The organism is Streptococcus oralis subsp. tigurinus (assembly GCF_002096275.1).
Taxonomy (GTDB): Bacteria; Bacillota; Bacilli; order Lactobacillales; family Streptococcaceae; genus Streptococcus; species Streptococcus oralis_CN.
Genome location: NZ_NCUG01000018.1, coordinates 760,657 through 780,032 on the forward strand (window position 1 = coordinate 760,657; position 19,376 = coordinate 780,032).

A 19,376-nucleotide genomic window follows, 5' to 3' on the forward strand; every position below is an offset into this window, starting at 1 on the left:
TATTCTATTTTATCACAAATAGGAACAAATGAGAGAAAAAAGACTTGATTCAAAAAATCAAGTCTTTGCTTTGACAGCATTAGGAGGATATGCCTCGCTGTTTTCGGATATAGTAATAAAGCTTCAGAATCACTGTTCCACTTGCCATCCCGATAGAAATGACCAGAGCCAACATAACTACTAGTGTTGCACTGGTAAGGGCATGACTGTAATCGCCTGTCACAAAGAAAGCTGTCGTTCGATAGGATAGATAACCTGGCACCAAGGGGGCAAGAATGGCCAAGACAAAGACCACTGCTGGCGTCTTATAGACAATACTTAGAATCTGACTGATGCAAGAACCAACCACCGCTGCGATAAAGGTCGCAACAATAACATTGGTTGGTTCTTTAAGTACAAGGTAGAGGAGCCAGACACCCATTCCCAGAACACCACCAGGTAGGAGCATAGAGCGTTGAACATTCAGTACGATTAGAAAGGTGATAATGGCGAGTAAACTCGCTACTGCTTGGAGTAAAATACTTGTTAGAGTCATCTTATGTCATCAAAACTAGGGCGACGGAGGTACCGGCCCCTAAAGCGAGGGTAATGAGCAGGGATTCAAACATCTTGCTCATACCAGAGTTGATATGGTTGGTCATGATATCCCGAACTGCATTTGTCAGAGCAATGCCCGGAACAAAGGGCATGACGGCTCCCGCTATGATCAAGTCTGCCGTCGAAGGAAATCCTGTATAGCGGGCCCAGAACTGGGCAATCAAGCCAAAAACAAAGGCACCCGCAAAGGCGGTTACAAAAGGAATGCGGACAAACTTCTCTACATAGAGAGAAAAAGCAAAACCAAGTAAGGTCGCAATGGCTGCACCAAAAGCATCATAGGTATTCCCCCCGAACATAATCGAGAAAAAAGGGGCACTGAGAGTTGCTGCAATAGTCACTTGGAACTTGGTATAAGGAAGAGCTTGATTTCTGATTTCCTTTAGCCTTTCAAAAGCCGTAGAGAGATCGATCTGCCCTCCGACAAGCTCCCGTGATACTTGGTTCACATCGCAGACTTTTTCGATGTTGTAGGAGGAAGAAGTTACCCGTTTCATACGAGAAATATTGGTATTCTCAATAGAAAAGAAAATAGCTGCTGGCATGGCAAGAACGTTGCAATCCACTATTCCCTGTGAATGAGCGATACGGATCATGGTGTCCTCCACCCGATAAATCTCCGAACCGCTTTTTAAGAGAATGGTTCCAGCTAGCATAATCACATCAATGACGGCATTCAACTCTCTCGATTCGTCCATTTTCTCCTCCTTTTCTGCTTCCTATATTTTATCACAAAAATCAATGAAAAAAAATCTTTGTCATGAAATCATGACAAAGATTCGTTTAATCTCGAGAACTTTCACGTGTTCCTTCACTATTTGATTGACTAGTTGAAGGAGTGTTTCCTTGTTGGTTCCCCTGATTTGGAGTTGTAGAAGAACCTTGGTTCCCACGTTGTGCAGAACTAGAAGATGAAGTTGACGGTGGTGTTTTCGGTTTGTAGATGGAAAGTTTGATACGCGTGCTAGCAAGGTCAACCTGTTCACCCGCTTTTGGTGTTTGATCTACAACTGTACCTTCTGCTGTCCCTTCAGGAGCAGTCGAAACCTCGACAACCTCAATATTGGCCTCTTTTACACCGACAATCTGAGTCAAATTATTCTTTGTAAATTCGAGACTTGAACCAATATAACTTGGCATAGAAACGCTTGTTACTTTCTTAGCAACCGTTAAAGTAATTGTGCTGGCTTTTGAAAGATCATAAGTCGTACCTGCCGCAGGACTTTGTTTGAGAATGGTTCCAGGTTCGCTTTCGCTGGATTCTTCCTCTTCCATCTTGATTAGATTTTCAGGAACCTTCTTCTCCTTGAGTTCAGCTACGACATCCGTATACTTACGTCCGACATAATTGCTCAATTGAAAGGATTGCTTACCAGAAGAAACAATCAAATTGACCTTGGTTCCTTCTTTTCGGCCGCTACCAGCTTCTGGATCCGTTCGAATAACACGTCCTTCTGCTACGGTATCGCTGGCCTCTGACTTTTCTTCACCAGCTTCAAACTTGGATTTTTTAAGAGCTTCCTTAGCCTCAGCAACGGTTTGTCCAGCTACGTTAGGAATAGCAATCGTTGCTGGTGTTCTTGACAAAATCCAGACCAAAGAGGCTGCAACCAATAGAAGACTAGCCAAAAGAATCATATAGCGAGCCTTAAACTTCCGTTTCTTGGCTGGCTTTGGCGCTGGAGCCGGCTCTGCCACTGGTTGAGTTGCTTTCTTTGGCTGAGGGCGTTCTTCTTGCGTCGGAGCTTTAGGAATCGATGTCAGTGTACTTTGTGGAACTTTAGGTAAAGTCTTCGTATCCGCCTTACTCGCATCGTCAAAGACCAGTTTCGGTTCATTCCGACGATTATAAGACAAGCTAGTTGACAAGTCCATATACATTTCTGAAACAGACTGATAGCGATCAGACAATTTCTTAGCAGTTGCCTTGATGACAACATTTTCCAAAGCCTGAGGGACAGATGGGTTTTCAGCAATGACGGACGGAAGTGGCTTCTGGAAATGCTGAAGGGCAATCGTAACCGCACTATCCCCATCATAAGGGATATGTCCCGTCAGCATTTCATAGAAAATAATCCCCATCGCATAGATATCACTCTGGAAGGTCGCTTTTGAACCACGCGCTTGCTCAGGTGACAAATAATGAACCGAACCCAGCATCGAGTTGGTCTGGGTCAGACTCGTCTCTGCAAAGGCCACTGCAATCCCAAAGTCAGTAACTTTAGCAGTTCCATCTGGTGTCAAGAGGATATTTTGAGGTTTCAAATCTCGGTGAACAATTCCTCTAGCATGAGCTAAACGCATAGCCAAAAGAATCTGTCCCATAATCCGAACCGCCTCTTCATTTGAAAGAGGATAGTGTTCTTTGATATAACGCTTGAGGTCAAGTCCTGCTACGTATTCCATAGCTAGGTACTGTTGGCCATCTTCCTCACCGATATCTGTTATCCGGACGATATGAGGATGGTCCAGATCCGCCATAGCCCTCGCTTCCCGCTGGAAACGTGCCACAGCAATCGGGTCCGTCTGGTAGTTGGTCCTCAGGACCTTAACTGCCACCTCTTCCCCATCTAGGATCAAATCCTTGGCCAAGTAAACATCTGCCATGCCTCCTCGACCAATCTGCTTGACAATCCGATACCGCCCGGCAAAAATCTTGCCGATTTGGATCATTCTGCCGCCTCCTCGTTCATGTAAACAAGGGCAACCGTAATGTTGTCTAAACCTCCTGCATTGTTAGCGAAACGAATGAGGGTGGCCGCCTTGTCTGCTAGGGAAATATCACTGGTTACAATATCATAAATTTCGCTTGCCGAAATCATATTGGTCAAACCATCACTATTGAGCAAGAGATAATCTCCTAACTCCAGTGTAATCATCCCAAAATCAGGCTGGATTTCATCTTTTTGTCCGATAGACTGTGTGATGATATTCTTTTGAGGGTGAGTTTCTGCCTCTTCTGGAGTCAATTGACCAGCCTTGAGCAATTCATTAACCAAGGAATGGTCACTCGTCAACTGGTGGTATTCTTCTCCACGAATCAAACCGATACGAGAATCTCCAATGTGAGCATAGATGGCTTGGTTGTCAATAAACGCAACAGCTTCTAGCGTTGTCCCCATGCCTCTGTATGCTTCGTCCTGACCTAGTTGATGAATTTTTTGATTTTCAATCTCCAGGTAGTGGGCAAACCACTCACGAACTTCATTGACTGAGTTAATTTGGGTATCCACCCAATCCACACCGAGGTCTGTGACTGCCATCTCACTAGCGATATTTCCTGCACGGTGTCCTCCCATCCCGTCAGCCAAGATGATCATAGTGCGTCCTGCTCGGTTGACAAAGTGATTGACATAGTCCTGATTATTTGTACGTTTCTGACCAACATCTGTTAATAATGCTATTTCCATTGTGTCAGTTCCTTCCTATTCTGATATCTTGCAAAATTGGCTGATAAAGAATCCATCACTTCCATACAATTCAGGAGTAATCAGGATGCAGCCATCTTTCAGGATATCTTTGCATTCGTGTTCTAGTTTAACCTGCTCAAACTCGGGATGACTTTCTAAAAACGCCTCAACGACTTGAAAGTTCTCCTCAGAGACAATAGTACAGGTACTATACGTTATTATACCACCTTTTCGTAGTGTTTGACAAACACTACCTAATATTTCCAGCTGAATTTCCTGTAGGGACGTGAAATCTGCTGTTTCTTTATTGTATTTGATGTCTGGTTTGCGACGTAAGAGCCCAATACCAGAACAGGGAGCATCTACCAAAATCTTATCAAAAGAGTCCCGACCGAAAAACTCATGCACTTTTCTGGCATCCAATTTTTGCGTTTGCACTCGATCTGCCACACTCAGACGTTGGGCATTTTCTTGGATTAAGTCCAACTTATGGTCATACAAGTCCAAAGCTGTCACCTTACCAGATATGAGGTAAGAGGCCATATGGGCTGTTTTACCGCCCGGAGCCGCACAGGCATCCAGGACCTGTTCATCACCTTGTAAATCAAGAGTCGGAGCAACCAATTGACTGGACTCGTCTTGGATGGTTATAGCCCCTTCTGCGAACAAATCATGTCCTGCAAAGTGGCCTTGCTCCTTGACCAGACCAGTGGCCGCCAAAGGGGAATCAGTCGCCTCTAACACGGCTTTGATTTCCTCTTTTCGACTCAAGTCAGTCACCCGAATACTGGCTTTGTTACGCACCAAAAGACTTTTAAAGATGGCTTGTGCTCGCTCTTCACCGTATTCTTCCTTGAGCTTAGACACTAGCCAAACTGGGAGAGAATAGGCAATGGAATCACGCTTGTTTTTGCGTTTGATAGTTGCAATATCTGGCCACCCTTCTCGCAAGATACGACGAAGAACAGCATTGACTAGCTTTTCACTGCCTTGTTTACGAACTTTTGCCAGTTCTACCGCTTCATTTACAACGGCATGATCAGGCACCTTATCTAGAAAACGGACTTGGTAGACGCTCATGAGAAGAAGAACATAGAGCCAGTTATCTAGCTTGTCTCGGTCTTCAATAAAGTGGGACAGATACCATTCCAGAGTCAGTTTGCGGGCTACCGTTCCGTAGACAATCTCTGTCACCAAACCCTTGTCTGCTGCTGAGAGGTGACTGCCCTTGAGGTGTTTATTTAAGGCAATATTGGAGTATGCTTGATTGACCAAAACATCCTCTAGTACTGCTAGAGCTAGACTTCTAGCCGTTTCTACTTTAGTCACCAAATCGTTCTCCTACAGTTAATGTACGTCCAACTCCGTTGAGGAAGGATACGATATCCATCTTAGGCTTACCAGCTGGTTGCACTTGCTTGAGAGACAGAGCACCTTCAGCCGCTGCAACGATTAATTCTTTCTTGCCAATTGAGAGGATCTCACCTGGAGCTCCCTGACCTTCTACTGGTAGGACTTCATAGATCTTAAAGCGGTCGCCTTTGAGAAAAGTATGGGCAACAGGCCATGGATTCATCCCACGGATTTGGTTGAAGAGTTGACGGTTGGTCTTGGTCCAGTCCAGCTTTTCTTCCTCTGGCTTAATATTTGGCGAGAAAGTGACTTGACTAGAATCTTGTGGTTCAGGTTTGATCTCCCCAGCAATATAGCCAGGAAGGGTGTCCAAAAGCAAGTCACGACCAACAATCGCTAATTTCTCAAATAAGGTTCCAACATTATCCTCATCTGTGATGGGAATACTGCGACGGGAAATCATGTCTCCTGCATCCATTTCCTTAACCATCTCCATAATGGTCACACCAGCTTCCTTATCCCCTTGAATCAAGGCATAATGAATGGGTGCGCCACCACGGTGTTTGGGAAGAAGGGAAGCGTGAACGTTGACTGCAAAATCCATGCTATAAAGGAGTTTACTTGGGAGAAACTGCCCAAAAGCAGCAGTGATAATCCCATCCGCCCCTAAATTCATAATGGCTTCCATCTCTGGACTTCCAGATAATTTTTCAGGTTGGTAGATAGGGAGACCCGCTTCTTTGGCGGCCTGCTTGACTGGGGTTTCTTGGATCACTTTTTTACGGCCGACAGCGCGGTCAGGCTGGGTTACAACAGCTAGGATCTCGTAACGATCATCTGATAACAAACCCTTCAAAACTGTTGCTGAAAAGTCGGGTGTCCCCATAAAGATTAGTTTTGTCATTTCTTCTCCTTCTTATAAAAATTGCTGCGGTTCGTGGTCAATGCTGAGACGAAGCTCGCTATTTTCCCGTTCTTGAGTCAAGGCCAAAACTCGATTGAGGGTTGGTCCTAGTTCATCTTCTAAACGGTATTTAATCAAAATCTGGTAATGATAAAGGTTGTGGGTACGGGCAATGGGTTTTGGTGTCGGTCCAAGGATTTTACTAGTTTCCGATAAACCTGATCGCAAAATTCCCATGACTTCATAGGCACGTTTGACAACCTCTTCTTCTTTCTTGTGAGAGAGGGTAATCCCAATAGTGAAATAATAAGGCGGGTAGCCGAGTTGGCGTCTGATGCCCATTTCATAAACGTAAAAACCTTCATAATCCTGTTCCTTGGCAAATCGAATGGCATAATGCTCAGGATTGTATGACTGAATCAAGACCTGCCCAGCTTTTTCCGCACGTCCTGCACGACCAGCCACCTGAGTTAAGAGTTGGAAGGTTCTCTCAGAAGAACGGAAATCAGGCAGATTCAAGGCCGTATCTGCATTAAGAACTCCGACCAGAGTCACATTTGGAAAATCCAAGCCCTTGGCAATCATCTGAGTTCCCAACAAGATATCTGCTTCCCCTCGGCCAAACTGGTCAAGAAGAGCTTGGTGACTGCCTTTCTTACGGGTCGTATCCACATCCATCCGCAGAATGCGTGCCTGAGGAAAGAGCTCTGCTAGCTCATCATAGGCTTTCTGAGTCCCCGTCCCGTAGTAACGAATACTGCGACTCTGACAGTTGGGACAGACATGAGGAATTCCCTTAGAAAAGCCACAGTAATGGCAGTTCATAGTCTTGGTATCCATATGCAGGGTGAGAGAAATGTCACAGTTGGGACAAGTATCCACCGTCCCACAATCCCTACACATAACAAAGCTAGAATAACCCCGACGATTGAGCATGAGGACTACCTGCTCTTTTTTATCTAGGCGATCTTGAATGGCCTCTAGCAAAGGGGGCGTAAAGTTTGATGTCTCATTCTGCCCGATATAGTCCCGAAAGTCAATCACTTGAACCTCAGGAATAGTGGCTAAAGGATTGGCCCGTTGGGTTAGACGTAAGTGGTGATAGACACCTTTTCCAGCCCTCGCACGGCTTTCTAAGCTCGGTGTCGCCGAACCAAGGACCAGAGCCGCTTGATTGTACTGGGCCCGTAAAATGGCGACCTCTCTAGCATGGTAACGTGGATTGCTGTCTTGCTTGTAGCTGGCTTCATGCTCTTCATCGATAATGATAACACCTAGATTTTTTATAGGTGCAAAGATGGCCGATCTGGCTCCAACCACAACTTGAGCATCTCCGCGCTCGACCTTGCGCCATTCATCGTACTTTTCACCATTAGACAGGCCTGAGTGAAGAATAGCTACTTTCTCGCCGAAACGAGCAATGAAACGCTCCGTCATTTGTGGCGTCAGAGAAATCTCAGGTACCAGCAAAATGGCCGTCTTACCATTATCCAAGGCCCCTTGTATAATCTGTAAGTAAACCTCTGTTTTCCCACTTCCTGTAATCCCTTGAAGGAGGAAAGGAGGCTGTTGACTGCCAATAGCACTGATAACAGCATCGCGAGCTTGTCTTTGCTCTGGGTTCAGCTCCAAAGGTCTACTTACTTCAATGCCTTCAAAATAAGCAGCTGAACGTTGCACTTCCTTTTGTACTAGGGTTAGAGCTCCTTGCTCCACAAAAAAGTTGACTTGCTCGCGTGAGTAGGATTCTAACAAGCTAGCCAGAGGAGCACTTCCAGGATGAGATAGCAAATAGTCTCTCAGCTCTGCCTTTTTCTTAGCACGCGCAGAAATCTCAATCTGCTCTAGTCGAGTAGCATCAACCTCATACCAAGACTGGGTCTTGACCTTCTTCTGATCGACAGCCTGGTACTCTAAGCGGAGCAGACCTTTTCTGGTCAAGCGCATCATTTCTGCCTGCTTGGCCAAATCTAGAGAAGAAAAGGCTAGCGAATCTTCTGAACCAAACAAGCGCTCTTTGTCTGCCTGACTTAGGCCTTCTAGAGGATAGAGAATTTTATCATAACTGGAGTTTAAAAATCCTGGTAACATGGCTTTTAGAATGGAGATTTTGTAAGAAAAGACTGACTTGCGTAGCTCCTCAGCTAGCCAGAGTTGCTCCTGAGTCAAGACTGGAGAAAAGTCCAGCACTTCTGCAATCTCTTTCAAGTCCTGATTTGCCACTTCTTCATCCGACTGGGACTCCAAGCCCAACACAATTCCTTGGATCAAACGATTGCCCTTGCCGAAGGGGACATGGACCCGCATACCGGCTTCCAGCATCTCTACAAATTCCTCAGGGACCTTGTAGCTGTATGGCTGGTCCGTCTGCATCAGGGGAACATCCACGATAATCTTTGCGATAGCCATCTTCTCACCTCCTTCTTGTCAGCACATTCTTGCAATAGAAAAAATAAGATTGAGTCCCCCCAACCTTAAATTTTTTCACCATCTTCTTTTTCTTTAGCAATTTGCTCTTTGATTTTCTTTTCTTCTTCTTCTCTGCGGCGTTTTTCTTCTTCGATACGGAGACGAACCGCTTCACGTTTTCCTTCTGGATCTGGGTGAATGGTTACATTTCCTGACTCGATTTCTTCCAAAGCGCGAAGAGTTGATTTTTCAGACTTAAACTCTTGAGTTGCTGGTGCGCCTGCTTCTAGTTCGTGGGCGCGTTTTGCTTCCAAGATTACGAGTGAATATTTTGATGGTACCTTGTCCAGCAAGGTATCAATAGAGGGTTTTAACATCATTTGCTTGTACCTGTTTCCTATAGTTTATCGAGTAGTTGGAGATTTTGGCAACATCTCCTGGTAGTGACCAATGACACGGTCCACACGGAAGTGTTCTGCTTCGATCACACGCTTGACACGTTCAGCAGCGAGGGGCACCTGATCGTTGACAATGGCATAATCATACTCACGCATGAGGGCAATTTCTTCCTTAGCTTTTTCGATTCGTTGGGCAATCACTTCAGCGCTATCTGTTCCACGACCTACCAAACGATCCTGCAATTCATCCAAATCTGGTGGTGTTAGGAAGATAAAGACAGCATCTGGAACCTTTTTCTTAACCTGAAGGGCTCCTTGAACTTCAATCTCAAGGAAGACATCGATTCCCTTGTCTAGGGTTTCGTTGACATAGGTCAGAGGAGTTCCATAGTAGTTACCGACATATTCTGCATATTCCAACATCTGACCTTGACGGATCAGCTCTTCAAACTCTTCACGAGTACGGAAGAAATAGTCCACTCCGTCCACTTCACCAGGACGTTGCGCGCGTGTCGTCATCGATACAGAGTATTGAAATTGATTCTCAGAACTCTCAAAAATCTCTCTTCTAACCGTTCCTTTCCCAACTCCTGAAGGACCAGAAAAAACGATTAGCAAGCCTCGGTCTGCCATTATGTCTCCTTTAGTTAGTCTGTGAAATAAAGTAAAATTTCTCTCGGATAGTGATGATAGCATCAGTTATCCTTCTACAGTCTTTCTATCTAGTGTAACAAAAAAGCAGTAATTTTTCAACTGCTCTTTCTTATTTATTTAGCATAATCTACTGCACGAAGTTCGCGGATCACGGTTACCTTGATATTTCCTGGGTAATCGAGATTGTTTTCAATTTTCTCACGAACTTTGTGAGCCAAGATTGTGACTTTGTCGTCCTTGATTTGTCCTGGATTAACCATGATACGGATTTCACGTCCTGCTTGAAGGGCGAAGCTATTTTGCACCCCTTCAAAGCCATTAGCGATTTCTTCCAAATCATGGAGACGCTTGATATAACTTTCAAGAGATTCACTACGAGCACCTGGACGCGCTGCACTCAAGGCATCTGCTGCAGCAACGATCACTGCAATGACGCTTTCGGCTTCGACATCCCCGTGGTGGCTAGCAATAGTATTCACCACAACTGGGTGTTCCTTGTACTTACGAGCCAACTCCGTACCAATCTCAACGTGACTGCCTTCAATCTCGCGGTCAATAGCTTTCCCTATGTCATGAAGGAATCCAGCGCGACGGGCAAGAGCTGCATTTTCACCAAGTTCACTCGCAATGATACCAGATAACTTAGCAACCTCAATCGAATGACGCAAAACATTTTGTCCATAAGAAGTACGGAACTGCAAGCGTCCCATGATCTTCATCAAGTCTGGATGAAGGTTTGGCGCACCAATCTCATAGGCAGCAGCCTCACCATATTCACGGATTTTATTGTCAATCTCCTGACGATTTTTCTCCACCAACTCCTCAATACGAGCTGGGTGGATACGGCCATCCTTGAGCAACATTTCCATGGTCATACGAGCAATTTCACGACGAATCGGATCAAATCCTGACAAGGTCACCACTTCCGGTGTATCGTCGATAATCACATCGACCCCTGTCAAACTTTCAAAGGTACGAATATTTCGACCTTCACGTCCGATAATGCGCCCCTTCATGGTATCATCCGGTAGGTGAACTGTCGAGTTTGTTGACTCTGCTACATAGTCACCAGCGATACGCTGCATAGCCTGAACCAAGATATCTTTCGCAATCTTGTCTGAACGTTCCTTGACTTCTTGCTCAGCCTCACGAATGCGACTAGCAATTTCCTTGGTCAAGTTTTCCTCTGTCTGAGCCAAGATAATATCTCGAGCCTCAGTTTGGGAAAGGGAACCGATACGTTCAAGTTCAGCTTCTTTTTGTCTTTCGACTTCCTCTAATTGCTCTTCACGTGCATCAAGGTTTTTTGCTCTATCAGAAATACTTTGTTCTTTTTGTTCAAGTGTTTTTTCTTTGTTCGTCAAATTGTCGTCTTTGCGGTCAAGGCTCGTAGCTCTCTCCGTCAAACGACTTTCGATTTGCTTGAGTTCCTGACGTTCTGACTTAAATTCAGCGTCCACTTCTTCACGGTATTTTCTGGCTTCCTCTTTGGCCTCCAATAGTGCTTCTTTTTTAAGAGACTTGCTTTCGCTCTTGGCTTCATTTAGCAATAAATCCGCTTCACGCTCAGCTTGTCCTCGTAAATTAGTTGCTTCTTGTTCAGCATTTAGAAGCATCAACTCTGCAGCCTCTTGAGATGATTTCATCTTAGCTGAGATGCTGACATATCCAATGACTAAACCAATGATGACGGCAAAAACAGCAATCGCAAGTGTCATGATTTCCATGTTTTTACCTCATTAAATTTGTTTATCGAATGACATACATTCCTTAATATTCTATCATAAAAAACCGATTTTCACAAACCCAAATTGAAGAGTTTTGTGTGAATTTTAGAAGAAATCCCTTGGATATTCAAGCAAAATTAAGAATCTTTAAAAATTTAAATTTCCACGAAAAACGAAGCAAAAAAGTCCACCTTTCAGTAGACTTAGTTTGTTTCTATTCTAATCGGAACTCTGCCGAAATTCTGCTCTGCTATACTTGGCTGTCCTAGTTGGTAGATCTGATCTGCCTTTTGGGTCATGGTATCCCAAGGTTCTTTTCCAATTCGGCTGACTAGATGGATCTGACCTTTCAGAGATTTAAGATGTTGTCTGCCTTTTTCGGTAAAGCCAAGGACATGGATGGCTTCTGGCAAGTCGCTTTCTCTGCCCTGCACCAAGATATAGGTCAAGAGTCGTCGTACACGCGCCTTGGTGTAGCGTTTGGTCGCAACCTCCTCGACCAATTCCTCCACAGACTGGACCGTCTTGATGGCATCCTTGATGCGTACAGCCATTTCTTGATTGACCTGATAGATGGTCGTTAGGTCTGGATTTGACAAGATTTGATAGCGGAGAAAGGGAAAATAGTCATCCCAGCTCACCTTACACACCTGCTCAAAGAGGGCAACAGAGGGCATAAAGCGTTCTAAGAAATCTTGGTCTGATTGATGCTGGCGGAGAGCTGTTGCCGAGGCAAATTCCACATTCTTGTCCACAGAATGATAACCAGCTCCCTGACGTTGAATTGGATGAAGGCTGATGTTTCGCCCTGCTACCGCCTTGGCATAGGCAAGAGCAAGGACATGATTGGGCGTCTTGCCTGAAAAATTAAGACCAGCAAATTCCTTCCACATGGCTTGGGTTTTCTGGGGATAGGAGAGAGAATCAGGCAGATTTTCCACAAATTTCTCCATTTCATCACCTTGCTTTGTGTATAAGTCAGAAATTTTCTGGTAATCCAGAACTTCCTCTGTCCCAAAAGCTAGTCTATCAATCCCTAATCGAGCCAAGATATCCACAGCCCCTTGACCAAAGAAGTCTGCTGCCTGAACACTGATTAAAAAGGGCAATTCCACTACCAGATCAGCGCCATTTTCAAGCGCCATCTGGGCCCGTGTCCACTTGTCCACGATAGCAGGCTCCCCACGCTGCATGAAATTCCCAGACATAGCAACGATTTTCAGTCCCTTTGCCTGTTCCAGCAGGTATTTGTGCCCATTATGAAAAGGATTGAACTCTGCGATAATACCGGTAATGGTCATAGTAATCTCCTAGATAAAAGGAGCCCAAAAGGCTCCTTTTATTTTTGATTTTTTCCCTCAGATTCACGTAATAACTCTAGTACATTAACAGTCGGCAAAACTATTGCCTCCTTACTGTCCAAGCTTGATAACATAGAGACAAAACTTCTTAAATAAGGATAAATAATTGATGTCCCATTAATAGCTAAAAATTTATTTGGATCCTCATCCCCGATTTTATCTATATTTATTTCAAAATAACCGGCTAGTTTTACAAACAACTCTCTCCTGTTCTCTGTATCTAAAATTTTTGAACTTAGAACAACTCTACCTTCCTTTTTAGATTCTGTAGTACCTATATTTAAATCTAAATTTAAAGTTCTTTCATCATCTGATAAATCAACATTTCTTAACAATTTAATTTCTTCGATTTCATATTTTTGTAAATATATAACTGGTTTTTCCATTTATCTCACTCTTTTCATTATGCTACAAATTTAGCACTTGAAATATCACATAAGCTAGAAACTGAATAAGTGGCTCTGGTAAATGATTTTTTTACATCCATATCGTTACCACCTATTTTACTTATTTGTGTAGAAGAATTATTAAATGAATAAGAAACTCCATGGTTAATTTCAGACAACAAGTCATCTGATACATCATATTCTTCAACATAATAATGGTCTGATTCATTGTCAACACGTTTAATAAAATCATTTAATAGATTATCGTCATTCTTTAAAGACTCTAAAAACTGTTTCAATTTTTCCTTTTGGGTCATGATTCCTTCTCCTCTACATATTCCTTCCTCGTTATTATATCAGAATTTCCTTCTTTAAGGCAATAAATAACCTTGATATATGGAGTTATTTTTGTTCCCTTTAAAATTTCAGGTTTTCGTTTGCTTTTAGAATAATAGTTTCCTGCTTCTTTTACTAATTTACAATTATTCTCTTTACAATACTCATCGATAATTTTTCCAATTCTTCGCTCTTTACCATCCTTATTTTTCAATGTTTGTGCTAAATTTTCTACTAACTCAATAGTTTCCCAATCAGTTAAATCTAACAATTCACTTTCTTCATCATAAGTCAAATAAATTTTTGCAATCTTAATATTTGCTGGAGCTTCACCGTGTTTTTTCTTTTGATCATACCAATACCGAGCATTAGATATATTATCCCAAAAATACATACCTGCTCCAGCCCAAAAATCATCATTTTTATGACTGCTTATTACTAATTCTGAGTGCTCAACCAAAGAAATGATTTTTTTACTACTGTTACAATGATAACACGCTGTTGTTGAGTTCCTATTCATATTTTTCCCTACGCTTTGAAAATACATTATACCATAAAATCTCAAAAATTGATACTTACTCCTACTTCTGCGCGACAAAAAACCAACGTCTACTGTTTTCTATTGGCTCCTTGTCCTCAAAGTCCGCAAAGAGTTTGAAGGACTTGAATCCTGCCTGTTCCAGCAAAATATCATAGGTCAAAACCTCATAAGTCCGTTCCTCATGCACTTCATCGTGGCGACTAAAGGAACCGTCAGCCTCCTTGATAAAGAAGGTCAACTCATGGGCGATGGAGTGAGGAGCTTCGTCCTCATAGGTGTCCCAAAGCATGGCAAAATCTTCCGCATTTTCATGGTAAGAATAGCCTGGGAATACTTCATCTGTCTGATAGGTCGAATGCACATCAAAGATAAAGACTCCATCTTCATTAAGCGAATTATACACTTCCTTAAAGACGTCTCCTACTTCCACCTCATCCTGCATGTAGCAGATAGAGTCCGAGTAGCACGTAACAAAGTCGTATTGACCTGCTTTGGACAAATCCAGCATGTTGCCTTCAATAAAATCAATCTTTTGCTTGGCTGAAGCCGCTCTCTTCTCCGCAATCTTCAGCATATCCGCGCTTAAATCAAGTCCAGTCACATCAAAACCAGCCTGAGAAAAGCGGACAGACTGGATGCCCGTCCCACAAGCCAGCTCCAAAAGTTTCTTTCTCTCCTTGGTCTTTGGCAAATGACGCAGCGAAAAATCCGTCCATTTGTCGTATAAACTATCATCCATCACAGCATCGTAAACAGCCGCAAAGGTTTCATATGTCGCCATAAAACATGATACCAAGAGCCTCAATGGCAAACACCACTCGCTCTATACCTTTCTATCACTTTCCTTTTAAAATAAGCAAAGAAACCCAGTTGACTACAACTGAGTTCGATTGTAACGCTATAGTCTTTTCGTTTGCTTTTAGTACTAGGCAACGAATTGCAGGCATAACTAGAGTTAGGCAAAATGAGTTAACGCCGTAATAAAAGATAAAGGAAAAGACTATAAAGTTTCAGATAAATCTACAGAATCTGCCTCATGCCATAGTTTTTCTAGGTTATAGTGGGCACGCATTTCTTCTGAGAAGATATGCACAACGACACCGCCGAGGTCTAGTAAAACCCAGCCTCCAGCTGCATCACCTTCAACATGACTGCCTTTAAAGCCTGCTTCCGCTACTTTTTCACGGATATTATCTGCGATAGCGTCCAACTGACGGCTATTCATCGAGCTTGTAATGACAAAGTAGTCCGTAACACTGGTCAAATCTTGTACGTCAAGTGCGAGGATATCCTCCGCACGTTTCTCATCAGCCGCTTTCACGACTAGTTCTAGTAATTCTTTTTCGTTCATTTAGTCCTCTTTCTAGAAAATATGTTTGTAATCTAGGACATCTGCAAAGCGCCCCTCCCAAATGCCCTCATAAAATTCATTTATCGTTTCTGCTGGAATGTCATCGCCATCAAACGTTGTGCAAGTTCCTTCTGGAATAATAAGCTGATAGCCATATTCAAAGGCAACCTTGACAGAGGTATCCACACAATATTCTGTCTGCATACCACATAAAACTAATTTTTCAATCCCCTGTTTATCCAAGTATTCTTTTAAACCAGTTCCTTTGAAAATACTGTTATACTTCTTCTGAAAGACCTTTTCATTAGGTTTTCGATTTAAAAACTCAGATAACTGCCAATCTTCTGATGTTTGAGCTTCAGAGTCCTCAATATGTTGAACATAAATAATTTCGATATTCTTGCTTCTAGCCTGGTTTTGTAAATAAGAAATTTTTTCCAATAGACTATTTATCTGAAAACCGGTTTCCACTAAAATATTCTGAACATCAATGATTATAAAAGCCGTCTTCATTAGTCCTCTTTCAAATAGTGCACAAAGGCGTTATAGGTTTCAAGGGTTTGGGGATAGATGGGGAATCCCTGATGGGCTAGATGCTCCACGGTACGAGCCGTTTCGTAGGCCACTGCCTTATTGAGTGATAGACTTGCAATTTCACGCGCCACATCTACGCCTGGAAAGGCACGATTGTGTTCGATATAATCTGCGACGTAGATGACCTTATCTAGCTCGGTCATCTGACCAGCCCCGACTGTATGGATTTCAATGGCTCGCAGGATTTCAGAATCTTGTAAATCCAAGTCTTCTTGAAGCTTGTAAATTCCGACCATGCCATGCCAGACATTGTTTCCCCAGTTTTTGAGGTCGGGGTCTAGCTGGTAACGGTCAATCAAATCCAGAAATTCCTGATCTGACAACTTTTTAGCATAATCGTGGAGAAGTCCTGCTAGACCTGCTTTCTCACTATCCACACCAAAGCGCTGAGCCAATTCTATGGCCGCACGCTCTACACCTAGACAATGGGTTAAACGTTTTTCAGGTAGAAGCTCTGCCATTTTTTCCAACAAAGCCTCACGTGAACAGTTAATATAGTCTTGATAGGCCATCAGTAGATCCCCTCCTTCTCGATGTAGTCTAGCACTGGCTGAGGTAGGAGAAAGTTGGGCTTTCGACCTTGGGCAAAGAAGTCACGCACCATGCTGGACGAGATGTCCATGAGAGGCACATCCACCCAGATAACTGGATAGGAAGTCCCTGCCTTGTATCGTGGACGCTGAACCCCTACAAACTGAACCATTTCGACCAGCTCATCAATTCGATACCACTTAGGCAGATAGTCCACCATATCAGCCCCAATAATGAAGTAATAATCCGTATCTGGATGTTGCTCTGTCAAAATCTTCATGGTGTCGTAGGTGTAGGAAATTCCCTTGCGCTCTAACTCGATTGTTTCAATGGCTAAGCCTTCAATCCCCTCAATCGCCAACTCAAGCATCTTGAGCCGATGGTGCTCGGGGATAGTTTCCTTTTTATCTACATGAGGTGGTTGGTATTCGGGCATGAGCAGGACTTGGTCCAGTCCCAACTGTTGTCGCACTTGATCCGCCACAACAAGATGGGCATTGTGAACGGGATTAAAATTCCCTCCTAGAATCCCGACTTGTTTGCGTTTTTTCTCCTTGATTTCTGGCTCCAACTCTACCTTGGTAAAGGGAGTCAATAATTCGATTGCCATAGGCTCGTCTTCCTTTAATTCTCTGTAAAAACAGTTGTTTGGAGTAAGTTTTAGATTTCTTTGACTTTCTTGGAAATCTTGCGATTTTCTTTCTTGCTAGATTGTTTATACAAAATCAAGATGCGTCCGATTTTTTGGACTGTATCCACACCGATTTCTTCTTCCAAGATTTCAGCTACTTCGTGGATGTTTTCATCTGTGTTTTGCAAGAGCGTAACTTTAATCAATTCGCGTGCGTCAAGAGCTTGACGGACGCTGGTTTTGATTTGGTCGTTGAGCCCATTTTTCCCGATTTGGATGATGGGTTTGAGGGTGTGTGCCTGGCTGTTGAGGAAGGCACGTTGTTTTGATGTTAATGACATAATTTCTTTAAAAGAGTTTCTTTTTATACTTTTCTGAAGTGGTGACGGATGTCAGCAAAGTCCTTCGGACTTTCATGACTAAAATTTGAGCCCAAGGTCTCAAATTTTCCGCAGTTGGTACAATCACTTGTACCAACTGACACCACGGCGAAAAGTATTCGTTATGGGCTCGCAGAGCTCGCCCGAATCCAGACAGCTCTTTCCTTTCTGTGTTTAAATGATTGCTTTGCGTGTGACGACGGCGACGCCTTCTGGGGCCCAGACGGCGACTTTGGCGGTGCCTGTTACGCGGATCCAGCCTAGTCCTGAGATGACTAGGTCTGTCTTATCCTTGATGGTAAAGACATGTTGAACTAGTTTTGGAAAGTCTTCTTTTTCCTTGCTATTTGGTGGTGTGAGAAGGGTTCCGAGGTGCTTGTCATAGAAGGCACTAGCGCCTTCTAGCTTGGTACGGTGGAGTTTGAGTTCGTTGTCAAAAAAAGCAGTAAATCCTTGTTTTTCTCCTGATATAAAGTCAAAGCGTCCGAGACCACCTAGAAACAGGGTTTGTTCAGGGTTAAGCTGATAGGTTTTGGGCTTGATTTCCTTTTTAGGGCTGACATACTTGAGGTTTTTGGCCGTCAAGTAGTGGGCCATCTGGTGGCGGTGGATAATCCCTGGCGTATCGTAAATATAAGATCCGTCGTCGAGCGGAATCTCAATCTTGTCCAAGGTTGTTCCTGGGAAACGCGAAGTCGTGATGACATTTTGGTCACCCGTGATTTCTTGGATAATGGCGTTGATAAGGGTTGACTTTCCAACGTTGGTCACGCCAACCACGTAGACATCACGGCCCTTGCGATAGTGCTCGATTTTATCAATGACTTCCTTAATAGCATGCTTATTCTGAGCCGAAGTCAGGACGACATCCACAGGACGAAGACCTTCTTCGTGGGCACGTTCCATGAGCCACTGGCTAATCTTGCCCGGTTTAACTGACTTGGGCAGGATATCTTTCTTATTTCCAACCAAGAGGACATCATTGCCCGATACAAAACGTGGTAAGCCTGGAATAACAGAGCCATTAAAGTCAAAGATATCAATGACATTGACTACCAAGGCATCGCTGTCTCCCACCTCGTGCAAGAGTTTGAGGAAATCATCGTCCGTCAACTGGACATCAGTGATTTCATTGTAGTGGCGGAGACGGAAACAGCGTTGACAATAAACTTCTCCAGTCTCCAAACCTTTTTCAAGTGCCGACTGGGGAGTAAATCCAAGACCAGCCTTGTCTGTCGTCTGAATGGTTGCTCCACATCCAATACAGAGAATTTCTTCCATAGTTAAATTCCTTTTTTATATGTAATCGGTCCGTACTTTTCAGTGATTTTTCGCATGACACGGCGCTCGCGAGCTCGATTGATCTGCGTTTTGATCGAGTCGTGTTGGACCAAGGGTTTGACCAAGATTGAGCGAATACCTGCACGATGCGCTGCGCGAATATCCGTCATGAGTTGGTCGCCGACCATGACCACTTCATTTTTCTCGTAGTGAAATTCCTTCATGGCACGGTCAATCCCAAATGTGAAAGGCTTCAAGGCCCAATAAACGTAATCAATCCCAAATTTCTCAACTGCGCGTTGGACCCGTTTTTTGGTGTTATTTGAGACCACGATGATGCGAATGCCTGCATCCCGGAGATCATGTAGCCATTGCTTCATCTCTGGTGTCCCATCAGGGTTGTTCCAAGCAATGAGGGTATTGTCCAAGTCGACCAAAACAGCCTTGATTCCCTGCGCCTGCAGGCTTGGGACTGTCAGATTATAGACTGCTTCCACAGCAAAATCTGGCATATAATTTTCAATCGCCATTC

22 protein-coding genes are annotated in these 19,376 nt (G+C 43.7%); all 22 read right to left on the minus strand.

Features of this window, described 5'->3' with window-relative positions; genetic code table 11:
- Positions 1-79: 79 nt before the first annotated feature.
- The gene (locus B7725_RS08865; protein ID WP_000176910.1) at positions 80-535 is read right to left on the minus strand and encodes a threonine/serine exporter family protein; all 456 of its coding nucleotides are present in this window, start codon (positions 533-535) and stop codon (positions 80-82) included.
- Position 536: 1 nt separating this feature from the next.
- Positions 537-1,295, minus strand: coding sequence for a threonine/serine exporter family protein (locus B7725_RS08870; RefSeq protein WP_000344546.1), 759 nt, complete (start codon positions 1,293-1,295; stop codon positions 537-539).
- An 85-nt stretch (positions 1,296-1,380) separates the two neighbouring features.
- Positions 1,381-3,270, minus strand: coding sequence for a Stk1 family PASTA domain-containing Ser/Thr kinase (pknB, locus tag B7725_RS08875; protein WP_084875759.1), 1,890 nt, complete (start codon positions 3,268-3,270; stop codon positions 1,381-1,383).
- The gene (locus tag B7725_RS08880) at positions 3,267-4,007 is read right to left on the minus strand and encodes a Stp1/IreP family PP2C-type Ser/Thr phosphatase (protein ID WP_084875761.1); all 741 of its coding nucleotides are present in this window, start codon (positions 4,005-4,007) and stop codon (positions 3,267-3,269) included. Before B7725_RS08880 ends, pknB begins: the two co-directional genes overlap by 4 nt.
- 15 nt (positions 4,008-4,022) lie before the next feature.
- Positions 4,023-5,336 carry a 16S rRNA (cytosine(967)-C(5))-methyltransferase RsmB gene (gene rsmB / locus B7725_RS08885; RefSeq protein WP_162279026.1) on the minus strand — a complete coding sequence of 438 codons (1,314 nt, stop codon included), beginning with the start codon at positions 5,334-5,336 and terminating at the stop codon, positions 4,023-4,025.
- Complete coding sequence (fmt, locus tag B7725_RS08890; protein ID WP_084875765.1) at positions 5,329-6,264, minus strand: methionyl-tRNA formyltransferase; 936 nt, start codon at positions 6,262-6,264, stop codon at positions 5,329-5,331. Before fmt ends, rsmB begins: the two co-directional genes overlap by 8 nt.
- Positions 6,265-6,276: 12 nt before the next feature.
- Complete coding sequence (locus tag B7725_RS08895; protein WP_084875767.1) at positions 6,277-8,673, minus strand: primosomal protein N'; 2,397 nt, start codon at positions 8,671-8,673, stop codon at positions 6,277-6,279.
- Between the two features lie 65 nt (positions 8,674-8,738).
- Positions 8,739-9,053: a DNA-directed RNA polymerase subunit omega gene (rpoZ, locus tag B7725_RS08900; RefSeq protein ID WP_002875802.1), complete on the minus strand. Its 315-nt coding sequence runs from the start codon at positions 9,051-9,053 to the stop codon at positions 8,739-8,741.
- Between the two features lie 24 nt (positions 9,054-9,077).
- Positions 9,078-9,704 (minus strand): guanylate kinase, encoded by a 627-nt coding sequence (gmk, locus tag B7725_RS08905; protein WP_000775041.1) that lies wholly within the window; start codon positions 9,702-9,704, stop codon positions 9,078-9,080.
- A 134-nt stretch (positions 9,705-9,838) separates the two neighbouring features.
- A complete protein-coding gene (locus B7725_RS08910; RefSeq protein WP_084875769.1) occupies positions 9,839-11,452 on the minus strand; it encodes a ribonuclease Y in 1,614 nt (537 codons plus the stop codon).
- 203 nt (positions 11,453-11,655) lie between these two features.
- On the minus strand, positions 11,656-12,753 hold the full coding sequence (locus tag B7725_RS08915) for a nucleotidyltransferase (protein ID WP_084875771.1): 1,098 nt from the start codon (positions 12,751-12,753) through the stop codon (positions 11,656-11,658).
- A gap of 38 nt (positions 12,754-12,791) precedes the next feature.
- Positions 12,792-13,199 carry a protein-export chaperone SecB gene (locus B7725_RS08920; RefSeq protein WP_084875773.1) on the minus strand — a complete coding sequence of 136 codons (408 nt, stop codon included), beginning with the start codon at positions 13,197-13,199 and terminating at the stop codon, positions 12,792-12,794.
- Positions 13,200-13,216: 17 nt separating this feature from the next.
- The gene (locus tag B7725_RS08925) at positions 13,217-13,516 is read right to left on the minus strand and encodes a hypothetical protein (protein ID WP_084875775.1); all 300 of its coding nucleotides are present in this window, start codon (positions 13,514-13,516) and stop codon (positions 13,217-13,219) included.
- Entirely contained in the window at positions 13,513-14,100 is a 588-nt protein-coding gene (locus tag B7725_RS08930; protein ID WP_158085815.1) for a hypothetical protein, read from the minus strand. Before B7725_RS08930 ends, B7725_RS08925 begins: the two co-directional genes overlap by 4 nt.
- 16 nt (positions 14,101-14,116) lie before the next feature.
- Positions 14,117-14,857 carry a class I SAM-dependent DNA methyltransferase gene (locus B7725_RS08935; protein WP_084875779.1) on the minus strand — a complete coding sequence of 247 codons (741 nt, stop codon included), beginning with the start codon at positions 14,855-14,857 and terminating at the stop codon, positions 14,117-14,119.
- 219 nt (positions 14,858-15,076) lie between these two features.
- On the minus strand, positions 15,077-15,427 hold the full coding sequence (rsfS, locus tag B7725_RS08940; RefSeq protein WP_084875781.1) for a ribosome silencing factor: 351 nt from the start codon (positions 15,425-15,427) through the stop codon (positions 15,077-15,079).
- A gap of 12 nt (positions 15,428-15,439) precedes the next feature.
- Positions 15,440-15,940: a cysteine hydrolase family protein gene (locus B7725_RS08945; protein WP_084875783.1), complete on the minus strand. Its 501-nt coding sequence runs from the start codon at positions 15,938-15,940 to the stop codon at positions 15,440-15,442.
- Positions 15,940-16,533 carry a bis(5'-nucleosyl)-tetraphosphatase (symmetrical) YqeK gene (gene yqeK, locus B7725_RS08950; protein WP_061588410.1) on the minus strand — a complete coding sequence of 198 codons (594 nt, stop codon included), beginning with the start codon at positions 16,531-16,533 and terminating at the stop codon, positions 15,940-15,942. The genes B7725_RS08945 and yqeK overlap by 1 nt, the downstream gene beginning before the upstream one ends.
- A complete protein-coding gene (locus B7725_RS08955; protein ID WP_084875785.1) occupies positions 16,533-17,162 on the minus strand; it encodes a nicotinate-nucleotide adenylyltransferase in 630 nt (209 codons plus the stop codon). The genes yqeK and B7725_RS08955 overlap by 1 nt, the downstream gene beginning before the upstream one ends.
- A gap of 50 nt (positions 17,163-17,212) precedes the next feature.
- Positions 17,213-17,524, minus strand: coding sequence for a ribosome assembly RNA-binding protein YhbY (gene yhbY, locus B7725_RS08960; protein ID WP_000060171.1), 312 nt, complete (start codon positions 17,522-17,524; stop codon positions 17,213-17,215).
- Between the two features lie 213 nt (positions 17,525-17,737).
- Positions 17,738-18,844 (minus strand): ribosome biogenesis GTPase YqeH, encoded by a 1,107-nt coding sequence (yqeH, locus tag B7725_RS08965; RefSeq protein WP_000391189.1) that lies wholly within the window; start codon positions 18,842-18,844, stop codon positions 17,738-17,740.
- Positions 18,845-18,846: 2 nt separating this feature from the next.
- The gene (locus B7725_RS08970) at positions 18,847-19,374 is read right to left on the minus strand and encodes a YqeG family HAD IIIA-type phosphatase (protein WP_084875787.1); all 528 of its coding nucleotides are present in this window, start codon (positions 19,372-19,374) and stop codon (positions 18,847-18,849) included.
- Positions 19,375-19,376 lie beyond the last annotated feature (2 nt).

Coding starts and splice junctions, on each gene's coding strand:
- B7725_RS08865 (WP_000176910.1), bottom strand. CDS start 535: ATGACTCTAACAAGTATTTTACTCCAAGCAGTAGCGAGTTTACTCGCC.
- B7725_RS08870 (WP_000344546.1), bottom strand. CDS start 1,295: ATGGACGAATCGAGAGAGTTGAATGCCGTCATTGATGTGATTATGCTA.
- pknB (WP_084875759.1), bottom strand. CDS start 3,270: ATGATCCAAATCGGCAAGATTTTTGCCGGGCGGTATCGGATTGTCAAG.
- B7725_RS08880 (WP_084875761.1), bottom strand. CDS start 4,007: ATGGAAATAGCATTATTAACAGATGTTGGTCAGAAACGTACAAATAAT.
- fmt (WP_084875765.1), bottom strand. CDS start 6,264: ATGACAAAACTAATCTTTATGGGGACACCCGACTTTTCAGCAACAGTT.
- B7725_RS08895 (WP_084875767.1), bottom strand. CDS start 8,673: ATGGCTATCGCAAAGATTATCGTGGATGTTCCCCTGATGCAGACGGAC.
- rpoZ (WP_002875802.1), bottom strand. CDS start 9,053: ATGATGTTAAAACCCTCTATTGATACCTTGCTGGACAAGGTACCATCA.
- gmk (WP_000775041.1), bottom strand. CDS start 9,704: ATGGCAGACCGAGGCTTGCTAATCGTTTTTTCTGGTCCTTCAGGAGTT.
- B7725_RS08910 (WP_084875769.1), bottom strand. CDS start 11,452: ATGGAAATCATGACACTTGCGATTGCTGTTTTTGCCGTCATCATTGGT.
- B7725_RS08915 (WP_084875771.1), bottom strand. CDS start 12,753: ATGACCATTACCGGTATTATCGCAGAGTTCAATCCTTTTCATAATGGG.
- B7725_RS08920 (WP_084875773.1), bottom strand. CDS start 13,199: ATGGAAAAACCAGTTATATATTTACAAAAATATGAAATCGAAGAAATT.
- B7725_RS08925 (WP_084875775.1), bottom strand. CDS start 13,516: ATGACCCAAAAGGAAAAATTGAAACAGTTTTTAGAGTCTTTAAAGAAT.
- B7725_RS08935 (WP_084875779.1), bottom strand. CDS start 14,857: ATGGCGACATATGAAACCTTTGCGGCTGTTTACGATGCTGTGATGGAT.
- rsfS (WP_084875781.1), bottom strand. CDS start 15,427: ATGAACGAAAAAGAATTACTAGAACTAGTCGTGAAAGCGGCTGATGAG.
- B7725_RS08945 (WP_084875783.1), bottom strand. CDS start 15,940: ATGAAGACGGCTTTTATAATCATTGATGTTCAGAATATTTTAGTGGAA.
- yqeK (WP_061588410.1), bottom strand. CDS start 16,533: ATGGCCTATCAAGACTATATTAACTGTTCACGTGAGGCTTTGTTGGAA.
- B7725_RS08955 (WP_084875785.1), bottom strand. CDS start 17,162: ATGGCAATCGAATTATTGACTCCCTTTACCAAGGTAGAGTTGGAGCCA.
- yhbY (WP_000060171.1), bottom strand. CDS start 17,524: ATGTCATTAACATCAAAACAACGTGCCTTCCTCAACAGCCAGGCACAC.
- yqeH (WP_000391189.1), bottom strand. CDS start 18,844: ATGGAAGAAATTCTCTGTATTGGATGTGGAGCAACCATTCAGACGACA.
- B7725_RS08970 (WP_084875787.1), bottom strand. CDS start 19,374: ATGGCGATTGAAAATTATATGCCAGATTTTGCTGTGGAAGCAGTCTAT.